At 52.9% G+C, this 14,424-nt stretch carries 13 protein-coding genes; 3 read left to right on the forward strand and 10 right to left on the reverse strand.

Annotated elements, in window-relative coordinates; all coding sequences use genetic code 11:
* Positions 1-7 precede the first annotated feature (7 nt).
* From glyS to BMX00_RS09340, 4 genes are all read right to left on the reverse strand, one after another.
* A complete protein-coding gene (gene glyS, locus BMX00_RS09325; RefSeq protein ID WP_090828746.1) occupies positions 8-2,227 on the reverse strand; it encodes a glycine--tRNA ligase subunit beta in 2,220 nt (739 codons plus the stop codon).
* Positions 2,194-3,099, reverse strand: a complete 906-nt coding sequence (glyQ, locus tag BMX00_RS09330; protein WP_090828747.1) for a glycine--tRNA ligase subunit alpha — start codon at positions 3,097-3,099, stop codon at positions 2,194-2,196. Before glyQ ends, glyS begins: the two co-directional genes overlap by 34 nt.
* Positions 3,100-3,209: 110 nt before the next feature.
* Positions 3,210-4,697, reverse strand: coding sequence for an apolipoprotein N-acyltransferase (gene lnt, locus BMX00_RS09335; protein ID WP_090828791.1), 1,488 nt, complete (start codon positions 4,695-4,697; stop codon positions 3,210-3,212).
* 99 nt (positions 4,698-4,796) lie between these two features.
* Positions 4,797-5,969 carry a sensor histidine kinase gene (locus BMX00_RS09340; protein ID WP_090828748.1) on the reverse strand — a complete coding sequence of 391 codons (1,173 nt, stop codon included), beginning with the start codon at positions 5,967-5,969 and terminating at the stop codon, positions 4,797-4,799.
* 389 nt (positions 5,970-6,358) lie between these two features.
* Here BMX00_RS09340 and BMX00_RS09345 point away from each other — a divergent pair, with 389 nt between their 5' ends.
* Together BMX00_RS09345 and BMX00_RS09350 are read left to right on the forward strand one after the other, a co-directional pair.
* Complete coding sequence (locus BMX00_RS09345; protein ID WP_090828749.1) at positions 6,359-7,675, forward strand: M23 family metallopeptidase; 1,317 nt, start codon at positions 6,359-6,361, stop codon at positions 7,673-7,675.
* 64 nt (positions 7,676-7,739) lie between these two features.
* A complete protein-coding gene (locus tag BMX00_RS09350) occupies positions 7,740-8,840 on the forward strand; it encodes an anhydro-N-acetylmuramic acid kinase (RefSeq protein WP_090828792.1) in 1,101 nt (366 codons plus the stop codon).
* A 234-nt stretch (positions 8,841-9,074) separates the two neighbouring features.
* Here BMX00_RS09350 and erpA read toward each other — a convergent pair whose 3' ends face one another.
* The 6 genes from erpA to rplM form a co-directional block, all read right to left on the reverse strand.
* Positions 9,075-9,443, reverse strand: a complete 369-nt coding sequence (gene erpA, locus BMX00_RS09355; protein WP_245727987.1) for an iron-sulfur cluster insertion protein ErpA — start codon at positions 9,441-9,443, stop codon at positions 9,075-9,077.
* A 58-nt stretch (positions 9,444-9,501) separates the two neighbouring features.
* Positions 9,502-9,921, reverse strand: a complete 420-nt coding sequence (locus BMX00_RS09360; RefSeq protein ID WP_090828750.1) for a bactofilin family protein — start codon at positions 9,919-9,921, stop codon at positions 9,502-9,504.
* Positions 9,922-9,931: 10 nt separating this feature from the next.
* Entirely contained in the window at positions 9,932-10,672 is a 741-nt protein-coding gene (locus BMX00_RS09365; protein ID WP_245727989.1) for a DUF6776 family protein, read from the reverse strand.
* Positions 10,673-10,876: 204 nt separating this feature from the next.
* Positions 10,877-11,905 (reverse strand): N-acetyl-gamma-glutamyl-phosphate reductase, encoded by a 1,029-nt coding sequence (gene argC / locus BMX00_RS09370; protein WP_090828751.1) that lies wholly within the window; start codon positions 11,903-11,905, stop codon positions 10,877-10,879.
* A 296-nt stretch (positions 11,906-12,201) separates the two neighbouring features.
* Positions 12,202-12,594: a 30S ribosomal protein S9 gene (gene rpsI, locus BMX00_RS09375; protein WP_090828752.1), complete on the reverse strand. Its 393-nt coding sequence runs from the start codon at positions 12,592-12,594 to the stop codon at positions 12,202-12,204.
* Positions 12,595-12,598: 4 nt separating this feature from the next.
* Positions 12,599-13,033 carry a 50S ribosomal protein L13 gene (gene rplM, locus BMX00_RS09380; RefSeq protein WP_090828795.1) on the reverse strand — a complete coding sequence of 145 codons (435 nt, stop codon included), beginning with the start codon at positions 13,031-13,033 and terminating at the stop codon, positions 12,599-12,601.
* 455 nt (positions 13,034-13,488) lie between these two features.
* Between rplM and BMX00_RS09390 the strand changes: the two genes are divergently transcribed.
* A complete protein-coding gene (locus BMX00_RS09390) occupies positions 13,489-14,361 on the forward strand; it encodes a phosphoribulokinase (protein ID WP_090828754.1) in 873 nt (290 codons plus the stop codon).
* The last annotated feature ends 63 nt before the right edge of the window (positions 14,362-14,424 follow it).

The raw sequence follows: 14,424 nt of genomic DNA on the forward strand, positions 1-14,424 counted from the left end.
CGTGTTGTCAAACAGCCAGTCTGGAAATATCGGCCACGCGATTCATTGCCTGATGCAACTGAGCAAGTAAGGCGAGCCGATTGTTACGTAATATTTCATCCTCTACATTTACCATCACATGATCGAAAAACTCATCCACCGGCTGTTTTAACGCGGCCAGAAGCTGCAGTGAACCGGTATAGTCGCCCGCAGCGAATGCCGCGTCAGCTTGCGGCGCAATGTGGCACAAGGCCTGATGCAAAGCATGTTCGGCAGGCGTCTGTAACAGTGCCGCATCCACTTTGCCTGCGCCGCTGATCGCAGCTTTTTTAAGAATATTCCCGACGCGCTTGTTGGTTGCCGCGAGACTTTCCGCTTCCGGTAACGAGGCAAAGGCACGCACTGCCGTAAGGCGTTTTTTGATGTCATCCAGGCGCTGGGGCCGCAATGCGAGTACTGCGTCAATCTGTTGGGGGGAAAAACCAACCTGATCCGTAGCGTCGGCTCCATAGTAGTCTTTACCCGAGGAAAAAGCCGCATCATCAAAATATCTGATACTGAAATAGTGGCGAAGCCGCTCGTAAATGAAATCACTCAGCGTGTCCGATGCGTGGTTAATCCTGTGGCCAAAAATACCCGATGTTTGTTCCAGCAGCGTATCCAGGTACAGCGGTAGGTCTTTTTCGATCAATATGCGGATAACCCCCAACGCGTGACGGCGCAACGCAAACGGATCTTTATCGCCTGTCGGTATTTGTCCGATGCCAAACATGCCCACCAGTGCTTCCAGCTTATCAGCCAATGCCGTGCAAACCCCTGCCATATTACGCGGCAATTCATCACCTGCAAATCGAGGTTTGTAGTGATCTTCGATTGCATGCGCGACATCTTCAGCCAGCCCATCATGTTTCGCGTAATAGCCCCCCATGATACCCTGCAACTCGGGAAACTCATTCACCATGTCGGTGAGCAAATCGGCCTTGGACAACATGGCGGCTTCGCCCGCCTCGGCCGCCAGTTCACTACCGCCTAATTGCAGACCAATCGCCTGGGCGATGGCCCAGATTCTTTCCACCCGATCGGCTTGAGTGCCCAGCTTGTTGTGATAAACCACCTCGCGCAAGGCTTCCACGCGCGAAGCCAACGTCTTCTTGCGATCCTGATCATAGAAGAATTTCGCATCCGCCAGGCGGGAACGCAGCACACGTTCATTGCCGGCAATGATGTGGCTGGGATCAGCCGGACAGATGTTGGAAACGATCAGAAATTTATGAGAAAGCTTGCCGTTCGTGTCCAGCAGCGGAAAATATTTCTGGTTCACTTTCATGGTCAGAATCAGGCATTCCTGCGGCACCTCAAGGAAGTCGGATTCAAATCTGCCCATCAGAACGTTGGGGTGCTCAACCAGCCCGGTGACTTCATCAAGCAGCTGCCTGTCGTCAATCCATTTTAAGTCGTTGCCCGCAAGCTTATTAAGCTGCTCGATTATCGCAAGCCGACGCTCCGCAAAACCGGCAATCACCGCACCTTCGCTTTCCAGTTGCTGCGCATAACTGTCGGCGTCTTTGAGCACGATCGGGTTCAAGCGGCTTTCAAACCGATGCCCTTGCGTTTCGCGCCCGGCGGTCAAGCCCAGCACGCCGACCGGCACGATTTCCGGGCCATGCAGAGCAACGAGGCCATGCGCGGGCCGCACGAAATCCACAGTGGTCCAGCCGTCGCTGAGCTGGTAGGTCATCATCCGGGCGATCGGGAGATTCGCGAGCACTTCCTCGAGTGCTTTCTGTAAACCTTCAGCCAACCTCGCGCCTTTCACTATGCTGTCGAAAAACAATGCTTCCACTTTACCATCCAAAGCACGCTTAAGCTGGGGCACTGGCACCAACGCGCAGTCGCCGAGGAGAACGCCGAGTTTCTTGCGCAACGCCGGTGTGGCTTCTCCATTCGCGTCCAGGCCGACCGCTACGGGCATCAGCCTATGCGAGATGGATTTATTCGGGGCTTCGAACGCTACATTGCGGATATGTGCGGCGAGACGCCGAGGTGAGGCGAAAGAGATGCTGACAGAATCGTTCGAGGCCAAGCCCTGCATTCGGAGGCTAGCAAGCAAGTTTTCCGCGAAACTGTCACCGAGCTTCTTCAGCGATTTGGGCGGTAATTCCTCAACGAGCAACTCAACGAGCAAATTTTTGGTTGCGTTTCCGGTCGCGAGAGTCAAGCCGCATTCTCCGTCAACTGTTCGACCCATTCGCGCGGCGCCATGGGAAAATCCAGATGCTTGCGGCTTTCGTAATAGGCGTGCGCTACCCTTCGAGCGAGGTCGCGAATTCGCGCGATATATGCAGCCCGCTCTGTAACGGAGATCGTACCGCGCGCATCCAGCAGATTAAAGGTGTGCGCGGTTTTCAATACCTGTTCATAGGCGGGCAACGCCAGACCCTGATCCATAACATATCTCGCCTGTTTTTCATGGTTGGCAAAAGCGCTCAGCAAAGCATCCACATCGCTGTGCTCGAAATTATATGCTGACTGCTCGACTTCATTCTGGTGGTATACATCCCGGTAGGAAAGACCTTCCGTCCAGGTAAGATCAAATACATTTTCCACACCTTGCAGGTACATGGCCAGCCGTTCCAGCCCGTAGGTAATTTCGCCCGTGATTGGCTTGCAATTCATGCCGCCGACTTGCTGAAAGTAGGTGAACTGCGTCACTTCCATGCCGTTCAACCACACTTCCCAGCCTAGACCCCAGGCGCCGAGGGTGGGGTTCTCCCAATCGTCCTCGACGAAACGAATGTCATTTTGTTTCAGGTCGAACCCGAGTTCTTTCAGCGAGCCGAGATACAGTTCGAGGATATTGGATGGCGCAGGTTTCAGCACAGCCTGAAACTGATAGTAGTGTTGCAAGCGATTGGGGTTTTTACCATATCGGCCATCCTTGGGGCGGCGCGTAGGCTGCACGTAGGCGGCACGCCACGGCTCCGGTCCAAGCGCCCGCAGAAAGGTGGCGGTATGCGAAGTGCCCGCGCCCACTTCCATGTCATACGGTTGCAGCAGCGCGCAGCCTTGCCTGGCCCAGTAATGTTGCAATGAAAGTATGATTTCCTGAAAAGTATGCATAGAGGTTCCGGCAGACGTACGGCAAATTTCGGGCAGAGACTCGTGCATATGGCGGACGGCCGACGGCCGTGTCCTGCGCATAAGGATGAGATTTTACCGGTTTTTTTCGTTTATCTTTTCGTTTTACCGCGAAACCGGGACAAGACGGCTATAACCAGCAGCAAGCCGGAGAGCCCGAATAAGAGCATATTGCCGAAGCGTACGTAAGGAGTTGAGCCGGAAAACCCCTGGACTGCACCATGAAGGGCGGTTGTGGTAAATATCTCCGCTTCCTGCAAAACGACTCCGCGTTCATTAATAATGGCCGTAACGCCGGTATTGGTCGCGCGCAGCATATAGCGGCCTGTCTCCAGCGCGCGCATTTGTGAAATCTGCAAGTGCTGCCGGGGGCCGATGGATCGGCCAAACCACGCATCATTACTGACGTTTGCAAGCAGCGTGGCTTCGGGCAACTGCTTGATGATCTCTTCTCCAAAAACATCCTCGTAGCAAATATTCACCGCCACTTTTTGACCGGCCAGACTCATGGGTTTCTGATCAAGGCCGCCCCGGGAAAAATCTGACAACGGGAAAACGTTGGCGACCCAGCCGAACAAAAATTTTAACGGAATAAACTCACCGAATGGCACCAGATGGTGCTTGCGATAGGTCTGATCGGGCGAGGCGCCAAAGCTGAACATGGAATTATAATATTCGTCGCCGCCACCGGGCGCTTCAACCATGCCGACGAGAATATCACCATTATTTCGTTTAGCATGGGTGGCAAGTTGGGCCAGATAGCTTGAAGGGACCTCGTTGCGATGCAGTGGTATCGAGATTTCCGGCGTGATGATCAGGCGGCTGCTGCTTTCCAGCGCGAGTCTGGCGTAAGTTTCCATCGAATTGACGATTTGATCCGCTCGCCATTTCATGTCTTGCGAAATATTTCCCTGCAACAGGCTTACCGTTACCCGCTCTCCCTGTGGTTCGGTCCAATGGACGTGTTGCAAGCCGAAACCGGTAATCCAGATTGCAGACAGAGGCAACAGATACCGCCGATTACGAAATTCTTTTTCAAAAAGCAGACACATCAGTGCTGCGCTTGAAACCAGAATCAGCGAAATACCGTAGACACCCAGCACGGCGGCGTAGCCCGCCAGGGGGCTCGCAGGGGCTTGGGAATATCCCATTGTCAACCACGGAAATCCGGTGAACAATACGCTACGCAGCCAATCGGATAATCCCCATAGCGCTCCCGCAGCCAATGACCAAACCAAAGGCATAACGATATTCAGTTTCTTCAGCAGCCAGCCTGCCACTGCAGGGAATAAGGACAGGTAGGCGCAAAGAACAAACAGTGCAAGCACTGCGGCTGGCATCGGCATCCCGCCAAAATCGTGCAGGCTCACATAAATCCATGTCACGCCCGCGCTGAACATGCCCATGCCAAAAGAAAATCCCAGCACAGCCGCCTGTCTGGGTGTTGTGCTCCTCCGCCAGAAATGGCACAGCAGTGCGAGCGTGAAGAGGGGGACGGGAAAAAGATAAAACGGTGCGAAACCTAAAACGGTGAACGCGCCGAGCGGAAAAGCGGTGAAGGGTTCCGAGCGAAATTTAATCAATCGTGCTTCAATAACGCGTTCTGCGTCGGGACTTTAAAGACTGATACCATCTTAAAATACTGGCGGCAACGAGACAAATAGACGCAGCGGGAATGATCAGGCAGCCGAAGCATCACGGTTTGGCAAAACCAGCCGGAAGGTTGAGCCGACGTTGAGCTCCGATTCTACTTCCAGTTCGCCACCCAACAGCCTGGCGGAATGCACTGCGATGGTCAGCCCTAACCCCACGCCCGGTTTGCCGTACGTATCGCCGCGTTTGAAGGCATCGAATAGATTTGTCAGGTTGTGCGGCGCAATGCCCGGTCCCTGGTCGCTCACGCTGAGTACCCAACCGGTGGCATCGCCGTTAGATAAATTGTGAGCTGATATTTTTACGGTGCCCCTGGAACTGTATTTTACCGCGTTACCCAACAGGTTCTGCAATACGAGCGTTAGCAGCCCCTCATCGCTCGTGATCAGGGCCTCATCAGGCACTTCCACTTCTAACCGTAATCCTTTGGATTGTGCCTGATGCAAGCACTGTTGGGCCACTTCCGACAACAGTAGACGCAGATCCACGGTCTGCCCATCGAAGTCAACGGCATGATGCCGCAACCGCTCTGCCTGCAGCAACTGGTCCATTCCAGCGGTCGTATGAAGGATTGCCCGTTTGATCGATTGAATACTCTCCGCGCTGTCCGCATATTCCGGAGCTCGAGCTAGCCTTGCGGCGAGCAGCTGCAACTGGACCGTGGCATGGTTGAGATGATTCCGTAGGTCATGTGAAAGAAATGAAAGGTACTTGGCCTGGATTTCTGCCGAGGCCTTAATCTCCTGTTGCAGGTGAGCGGTAAATGTGGTGATTCCGCCCTGGAGAATAGCGTCAATAGCCATGTTCAGGGCGACCACGCACCTTGTATCCAATTCTTCGTGCAGGGCCTCAGAGACTTGGTCAATGATTATTCTCCTGAGCAGCCGGTATTCGACAATTAATTCCCCTATGTTGTAATTCTCGTGAAAGCGAGTGGTGCCGTGGCTTTTGCTGCCTTCGATAAGTTCTTGGGTATCCCGGGGTTGATCTGAAGCAAATGCGTCCGCGATCTCTTGCAGAATCGCAGGCAGCGAATTTTTAAGCTGCTGAAGGGTGAGTTTGTCCGCAGCGGGAAGTGTTTGACGCACTGCCACTTCCCACGACTGGATAATAGCATCTGAGCGCATACGCACGGCTGTTGCAAGGCGGGGAAAGGCATGATATGCCAGTAAATCAAGCGTCAGATCTTCTGTGGACATGTGCGGCTCCCCGTGTAAATAAGATGGTTAATATGATGAATAGGAATCCAAAAAGATGTTAAGCCAAGTCACGCCCGGGTTGGAGTTAGGGTCGGAATGGATGAGACGCCGTGAACGTGATTCATGCCGAATATGGCCTGGTGGGAGGGAGTGGCGCACTATAAAGATTCTCGGAGCTTCCTTTAGAAAGCCGCCGTTCTGGGAGCCGCGATTATACGATAGTTGCTTCTGAAGATAAAATTAAGCATTCTCGCGGCCGCGCGGTCGGGCGGAGCGATGGCCGAACAGCACGGAAAGGCGGATCGGTTACATCGGTCCGGCATGACCCGGGCTTCACGCTCGACGACTATTTTATGTTAGACTCTGCCTCTCAAAAGCACGAGGGGAGCATGCGGGACGATAAAAGCGGGCTTATTGCACAAAAGCCACTGGCGCTGACAAAAAAAAGGTTGCGCTGGCTGATTCTGTTATCGAGCTTTCCGTTATTCGGCATGATGGCCGCCTTTGGTATCGCGCCGGATACTTCGCTGGAAGATCTGCCTGTGCAGCAGGTCGTCCTCGGCCTCGATCTTCCTGAAATTCATCCGTCTTTCGATACCAATCTGGAGTTCCGGCGCCAGGAACGCATCCAGCGCGGCGACACGATTGCAACCCTGCTCTCCCGCCTTGAGGTGGATAATAAGGATGTAGTCAGCTTTCTGCGTGATGCACGGAATGTCAAAGCCATGCATCAACTGGTGCCTGGCAAGATAGTGCACGTACAGACCAATGCGATGGGGCAATTGCTTTGGCTGCGCTATTTTCCCGGTGGTAGTGAACAGTTGATGATGGAAAAATCCGATGGCGGCTTCAAAACCAGTGAGCAGCCGGCTCAACTGGAGACGCACATCCAGATGAAATCCGGCGTCATAAACAGCTCGTTATTTGCAGCCGTAGATAGCGCGGGTGTGCCTGAAAGCATCGCCTTGCAGATTGTCGATATTTTGGCGTCTGACATCGATTTTCACCGGGATTTGCGCAAAGGCGACCGCTTTACCGTAGTGTACGATTCGCTCTATTGTAACGGCGAGCCCGCCAGGCCGGGGAGAGTGCTTGCGGTGGAGTTCGTCAATCAGGGTACGCCTCATCGGGCTTTATATTTCCAGGCTGAAAGTGGTGAAAGCGGATATTACGCCCCCGACGGCAAGAATTTGCGAAAGGCCTTCCTGCGTTCTCCGCTTGAGTTTTCTCGCATCAGTTCCGGTTTTTCCAGCGCTCGTTTCCATCCAATCCTGAAAACATGGCGCGCCCATAGCGGCATAGACTACGCCGCCCCAACTGGCACGCGAGTAAAAGCCGCAGCCGATGGGACTGTGGCATTGGCAGGCTGGCAGGGCGGTTATGGAAATGTCGTTATCCTGCAACATCAAGGAACGTATTCCACCGTTTACGGCCATTTGTCGGCCTTTGCTAAAGGCTTGCGCAAGGGCCAGCGTGTCAGCCAGGGTGACGTTATCGGCCACGTCGGAGCTACTGGAATGGCTACAGGTCCCCACCTGCATTATGAATTTCGCTTCAACGGCGTCCAGCGCGACCCATTGAAGGTTGCGATGCCCGCCGCGCATCCCGTTTTAGCCAGGCACATGCCGACGTTTTACGAGCATACGAAGCCGCTGATGGCACGGCTGGATATGCTACGGGGAACCAATCTCGCGTTCCTGGATTAGCTTCAACGAGCGGCCAATCAGCCAGATCAGCCAAAATCAGACTTCAAGCGCAACGGTGGGCGGGTTGAAATCCGCTTACTATATCGGCCTTATGTCAGGCACCAGTCTTGATGGAATCGATGCAGTGCTGGCTGATTTCACTCCTTCACTGCCGTCCCTGCTGAACTCCTTTTATTTGCCTTTCAATTCGGATCTGCGCAGCCGATTGCTCGATCTGCATCAACCGGGTCCTGATGAGCTGCACCGCGCAGCCATGCTTGGTAATGAGCTTGCGCGGCATTATGCGGAGGCAGTGATCGGTCTGCTTGACGTTGGACGGGTAAAACCGAGCGAAATTGTTGCGATAGGCTGCCATGGGCAGACTGTACGTCACTGCCCGCAAGCGGAGATGGGTTACACTATTCAGCTATCAAATCCCGCATTGCTGGTTGAACTCACCGGTATCACCGTGGTGGCAGACTTCCGAAGCCGTGACATCGCCGCTGGTGGGGAAGGCGCGCCCCTGGTTCCGGCCTTTCACCAGATGCTATTCAACGACTCGCACATTCACCGCCTCGTCATTAACATCGGCGGAATTTGCAATCTGACCAGTCTTATTCCCGGTGAAGGTGCCAGCGGATATGACTGTGGACCCGGCAACACCCTGATGGATGCGTGGTGCTTGCGTCATACCGGCAGAACATATGACGAAAACGGGATGTGGGCTGAATCGGGCGAAGTCATCGAAGCGTTGCTTGAGAAGTTACTGGCGCTTCCTTTTTTTTCTCGCCCGCCGCCTAAAAGCGCTGGAAGAGAATTATTTAATCTTGCGTGGCTGGAGAGTTGCCTGACCGGGAATGAGAAGCCAGCGGACGTGCAGGCAACGCTTTTACAATTGACCGTAGACGCAATTACCAATTCAGTGTTCGCGTATTGTCCAGATGCTTCGGAACTGTATCTCTGTGGCGGTGGAGCACGAAACAGGGCGTTGGTTGCCCGATTGCGAGCAGCCATGCCCGGCAAGAGGATAGAACTGACAGATAAGCTCGGCATCGATGCGGACTGGCTGGAAGCGTTTGCCTTTGCGTGGTTGGCAAAACAGGCCGTTAACGGAATACCCGGTAGCCTTCCCAAGGTAACAGGTGCAAAAGGTGCCAGAGTGCTCGGCGCGATTTACCGGGCTTGAACCCGGTTTGGACCCACATCCGCCTTATAGCGATCAACCAGAAAGGTGAAGGTCAAGTAGCGCAAAAAATTGCGATGAGATGATAGTGCCAACTAAAAAATAAGCGGGTCAACTACCGGATTGGCCAGATTGAGATTCAAGTTTACTTTGCTGTTGCCAATGACTCGAAACGCAAAAACAGCAACAAAAAACGGAAGCCGAGGCTTTCGTTTTTTCATGAAGTTATTTCAACGCTCAAACAGAAAATGAAGATCCACAGCCACAGGTACTGGAAGCGCCTGGGTTTTTGATAACGAATTGCGCACCTTCAGCGTTTTCCTGGTAGTCGATTTCCGATCCGGCCAGATATTGAAAACTCATCGCATCGATGAGGAGTTTTACACCATTCTTTTCCATTACCGTATCATCTTCGTTCGTTAGCTCGTCAAACGTGAAGCCGTATTTGAAGCCGGAACATCCGCCACCCGCTACAAATACTCGCAGTTTGAGATCGTTGTTTCCTTCTTCTTCGATCAATTCTCTGACCTTATTTGCCGCGCTATCGGTGAAGATCAACGGAACCTGCATTCCGGCGACCAAGTCTGCCTCGGCTGCTGTGTTCATATTGAATTCCCGAATGAAAAAATAAGTAAAAAAATTATCCTCTGCTCCTGAATAATGGTCAATCCCCATGGGCCGCTGGTATCAGCGGCACCACCTTATTGCCGGGTTGTATATCATCCCTGTCCCGGTGAAGCAACATTCCCTGGACCGAGGCACCCACGTGGATTTCCAAGGTCTTATATTGTACATCTCCCGAGACTTTCGCTTTGGCCTGGAGTTCCACATATTCGCTCGTCTGTATGGCGCCGATTACAGTGCCATTGATAATGGCATGAGAGACCTGTATTTTTCCCTCAATAATCGCCTCGTCACTCAGGACCAGGGTGCTGAGCTTGTCGCTTGACGCAATAATATTTCCTCTGACATGACCGTCGACGCGCAAACCTCCACTGAAGTTAATATTGCCGTCGATGTGAGTGTCTGCTCCGATAAGCGAATCAATCTGGTTTTGGGGCTTGCCCGTTTTTTTCCCAAACATTTTCCTCTCCTTATAAAGACAGATTCACGGTTTGCATCAATCTTGCCTGTGCTATACCGTTTTCAAACACTTTCACCTGCATGCTCTCGACAGTGGCGTCCGAGGGCATACGGAAGCTCCTTTCTACCCTTTGGTAAAACTTGAAGCGAACATCAAACAATTTTGAAGGGCTTTCGCTTGCCAGAGGCATGGTCAATTTTTTTTCATTTTGCTGGAAATTGATCGTAAATTCCAGGCTACCCTGAAAATCCTTCTGGCGCTGCCCGCCTTGGACCAACAGCAGGCTGTAATGATATTCCCCAGGCAACTGGCCTCGTTCCAGCTTTAAACGCCCTATGGAAACGCGCTGTTCCGTTTTTCCCGGAACCGATCCAAGGTTTTGGAAAAACGCGAGATCTTCCTTCAAGCGGATATTTTCGGTTTCCAGAGCTTTGACTTGTTTGGTAATGTCCTCGCGCACCACGTGGTCCATTTGCAACTGGCGATCGACGCTTGCCACCTTCATGCGCAGCTCGTCGTTATCCCGTTGCAGACGGGTATTCAACTGTGACAGCCGTTCCAATTCATAGCTTATTTCGTTCTTGTCAAAGCCTGCAAACTTGCGCCCGGCATCGTACATACTCCACGACAGGACCATTGCCAGAGCCACCAGGACTGTAATAGCCAACCAGCGCACGTACGCAGGAATCTGCGGACGCACCGCCACTCGCGACGCTGATATCCCGAACTTTCTTTTAAGCGATTTCATCATAACAATCTGTATGCCTATGACAGCAACAATGCCGAGCTCAGCCTGGAAATCATCGCGGAAATCTGTTCAATCAAGTAGCTGCCAAATTTCCCTGCGTGCGGGATGAAATGCCGGATTAACATCAGACAGTGAAGCTTCATTACTCTCACAGAGAGACAAACATCGGCAGCGCCTCACCGTTTAACGGCAACGTTTGACGAAGAATTACGGCAGCAACGGAACCTGGTCGATGGCCAAGGTCTCCGGCAACCCGAACATCAGGTTCATGTTTTGTACCGCTTGTCCAGCCGCACCCTTGACGAGGTTATCAGTTACCGAAAGTATAACGGCCGTGTCGCCACCTTGCGGTCGATGGATCGCGATACGGCAGAGGTTTGAGCCTCTTACTGAGCGGGTTTCAGGATGAGCGCCCGGCGGCAACACGTCAACGAATGGTTCATCGGCGTACCGGGTTTCATACAACGCCTGTAAATCGGCACCTGCCGTAAGTTGTGCGTAGAGTGTTGCATGAATCCCACGGATCATGGGCGTGAGGTGGGGCACAAATGTCAGCCCGATCGGCTTGCCTGCTACCTGAGATAAACCCTGCCTGATCTCCGGCAGATGCCGATGTCCCGGCACACCATATGCTTTGAAATTATCGGTGGCTTCGGAAAATAGCGTATGTACCTCTGCTTTGCGTCCCGCGCCTGAGACGCCGGATTTCGCGTCAGCGACGAGATGATCCAGATCCACGATACCCGCTTCGATCAGGGGAAAAAAGCCCAGTTGCACCGCAGTAGGATAACAACCGGGATTGGCGATAAGGCGGGCATGCTTGATTTTTTCGCGATTTATTTCCGGCAGGCCATAGACAGCCTCCGCTACTAGGTCAGGACAGGCGTGAGTCATGCCGTACCATTTTTCCCACACCGCTATATCCTTGATACGGAAGTCGGCGGCCAGATCTATGATGCGTACTCCACCCTCCAGCAAAGACCGGGCTTGATGCATGGCAATACCGTTGGGTGTCGCAAAGAATACGACATCGCACTTGTCCAGGCTTGCTGTGGCGGGATCAGAAAATGCAAGCAGCACTCGTCCGCGCAAACTGGGAAACAGATCAGCCACCGGCAGGCCGGCTTCGTTGCGCGAGGTGATGGCATGTATGCTGACCTCGGGATGCTGCGACAAAATACGCAGTAGTTCTACACCGGTGTAACCCGTTCCGCCTACGATACCGACTTTAAGCATAGAAATCCTCGGATTTATAGAGCAGGGACAAACCTATTAAGAGTAGTTCAAGCTGCATCCACCGCTGGTTGTCTTCTCGCTCCCCTTACCCCAGGCACCTCAACACAGCACTCTAAACAGCACCTTGGGCTGACTCTTTCAAGGAGACAGATAGCGGACCCTTTGAATTCCCTGTAAGAGCCCCTATTTATAATTTTATTCGCTCCCTCGCCAGAGACACTAAATCGGCTCATCGATTATAACAACAAATAAAAAAGCCGCCAGAACAGGCGGCTTTGGTATCGAGCGCATGAAACTTATCTCTTGGAAAATTGTTTGCGTCGACGCGCCTTACGCAGACCTACTTTTTTGCGCTCCACTTCACGGGCATCGCGGGTAACCAGACCCGCATTGCTCAATACTGGTTTGAGGGTGGCGTCATAGTCAATCAACGCGCGGGTTATGCCGTGCCGTACCGCACCCGCCTGCCCTGATTCACCCCCGCCGTGAATATTGACCATGATGTCGAAAGTCGTAAGATTTCCAGTCAACTCAAGCGGCTGTCTAATCACCATGCGGCCTGTTTCACGAGAGAAGAACTCGTCCACCGGTTTGTTATTGACAGTAATCAGGCCTCTGCCCGGTTTGAGGAACACCCGTGCCACAGCGCTTTTGCGCCGTCCGGTACCGTAACTATGATTTTCGCCCATGATATCAAGCCCTGACTTCGAGTTGACGCGGCTGTTGCGCCGCGTGCGGGTGCGCAGCACCTGCATAAACCTTGAGTTTCTTTAACATCGCGTACCCCAGGGGGCCCTTCGGCAACATACCTTTGACCGCTTTTTCCAATGGCCGCCCGGGAAAGCGGGCATGCATTTTAGCGAAACTAGTTTCGTAAATACCGCCCGGGTAACCGCTATGGCGGTAGTAACGCTTGTCTTCTGCCTTATTCCCGGTGATACGCAGCTTATCGACGTTAATCACAACAATATAATCACCAGTATCTACATGTGGAGTAAAGATAGGCTTATGCTTGCCGCGCAGACGGTAGGCGATCTCTGCGGCGAGACGCCCCAGCACCTTGTCGGCTGCGTCAATCACAAACCAGTCGCGAATCACTTCATGTGGTTTGGCTGAAAAGGTCTTCACGAAACCTACCCCTGCTATCTCAGTAAAGCCGACTATTCTATGGGAGGCTCGCATGATTGTCAAACTTGAGCCGTTTCCTCTTTTCGATCGTTCTGATCGTTCCCAACTAACGCCCGGAACGATGGCTCGCTCGCTGTGCACCGACGCACGTTCGCAGATGCGTCGATCCTGGCCCCCCGATCTAGTCCCAGTTCCTACCAAAATTATTGGGAAAACGGTATTATATAAAGCCAAGGAGCCTCTGAACAAGTCTTCCGGCCGACCATCACCAGCATTGCTCATCATGCATGAGGCAGCTCTCTCCGGAACCCATCTATTTCCGGAGCTCTTGCGTGCGGCCGTCGTGCATAGAACCTGTTCAGAGGATTCTTTTTGACTTGCCGAAATGCAGTCATTACAAATAGTGCAAACGCATAGCGCGTCTTATCATCTTATTGTCCTGAGGAGAAAGTTGTATGTCACAAAAACACCCGGTTATCGCCGTTACTGGCTCGTCCGGCGCCGGTACGTCGACAGTCAAGAATAGTTTCGAGCACATCTTTTTCCGTGAGAAACTGACTGCTGCGGTGGTAGAGGGCGACAGTTTCCATCGCTATGATCGGGATGAAATGAAGAAGGCCGTAGCCGAGTCTGAGAAGGACGGAGGCCATCCGATTAGTCATTTCGGTCCCGAAGCCAACGAATTCGAGAAATTGGAAGCATTATTCAAGGAATATGGTGAGAGCGGAGCCGGCCAGACCCGCCTCTATTTGCACAATGATGCAGAAGCTGCGCCTTATCAGCAGAAGGCGGGTACATTCACCCCATGGAGCTCGATCAAACCGGGTTCCGATCTGCTCTTTTATGAAGGCCTGCATGGCGGAGTGAAAAGTGAAACCGCCGATGCCGCAAAATATGTGGATCTGCTGGTGGGTGTTGTACCCATTGTCAATCTGGAGTGGATTCAAAAAATCCATCGCGACATGAATGCGCGTGGCTACTCAGCGGAGGCCGTGACCCATACCATACTCCGCCGCATGCACGACTATGTGCATTACATTACTCCCCAGTTTTCGCGTACCCACATCAATTTCCAGCGGGTTCCGACGGTGGATACGTCCAATCCCTTCGTCGCGCGCGATATTCCGACCCTGGACGAGAGTTTTGTCGTGATTCGCTTCCGCGACCCCAAAAACGTGGAATTTCCGTACCTGCTTGCGATGATTCATAACTCATTCATGTCCCGTCCGAACACAATTGTTGTGCCGGGTGGAAAGATGGGGTTGGCGATAGAGCTGATATTAACGCCGCTGATTCTGGATCTGGTCAAAGCAAGCCGGAACAAGTAGTCGGCTGCCCATGGATAAGCCCGGCTGGAACCTTGAGCTTGCCATTTCCCTGGATAAACCTGT

The organism is Nitrosovibrio tenuis (assembly GCF_900109785.1).
Classification (GTDB): Bacteria; Pseudomonadota; Gammaproteobacteria; order Burkholderiales; family Nitrosomonadaceae; genus Nitrosospira; species Nitrosospira tenuis_A.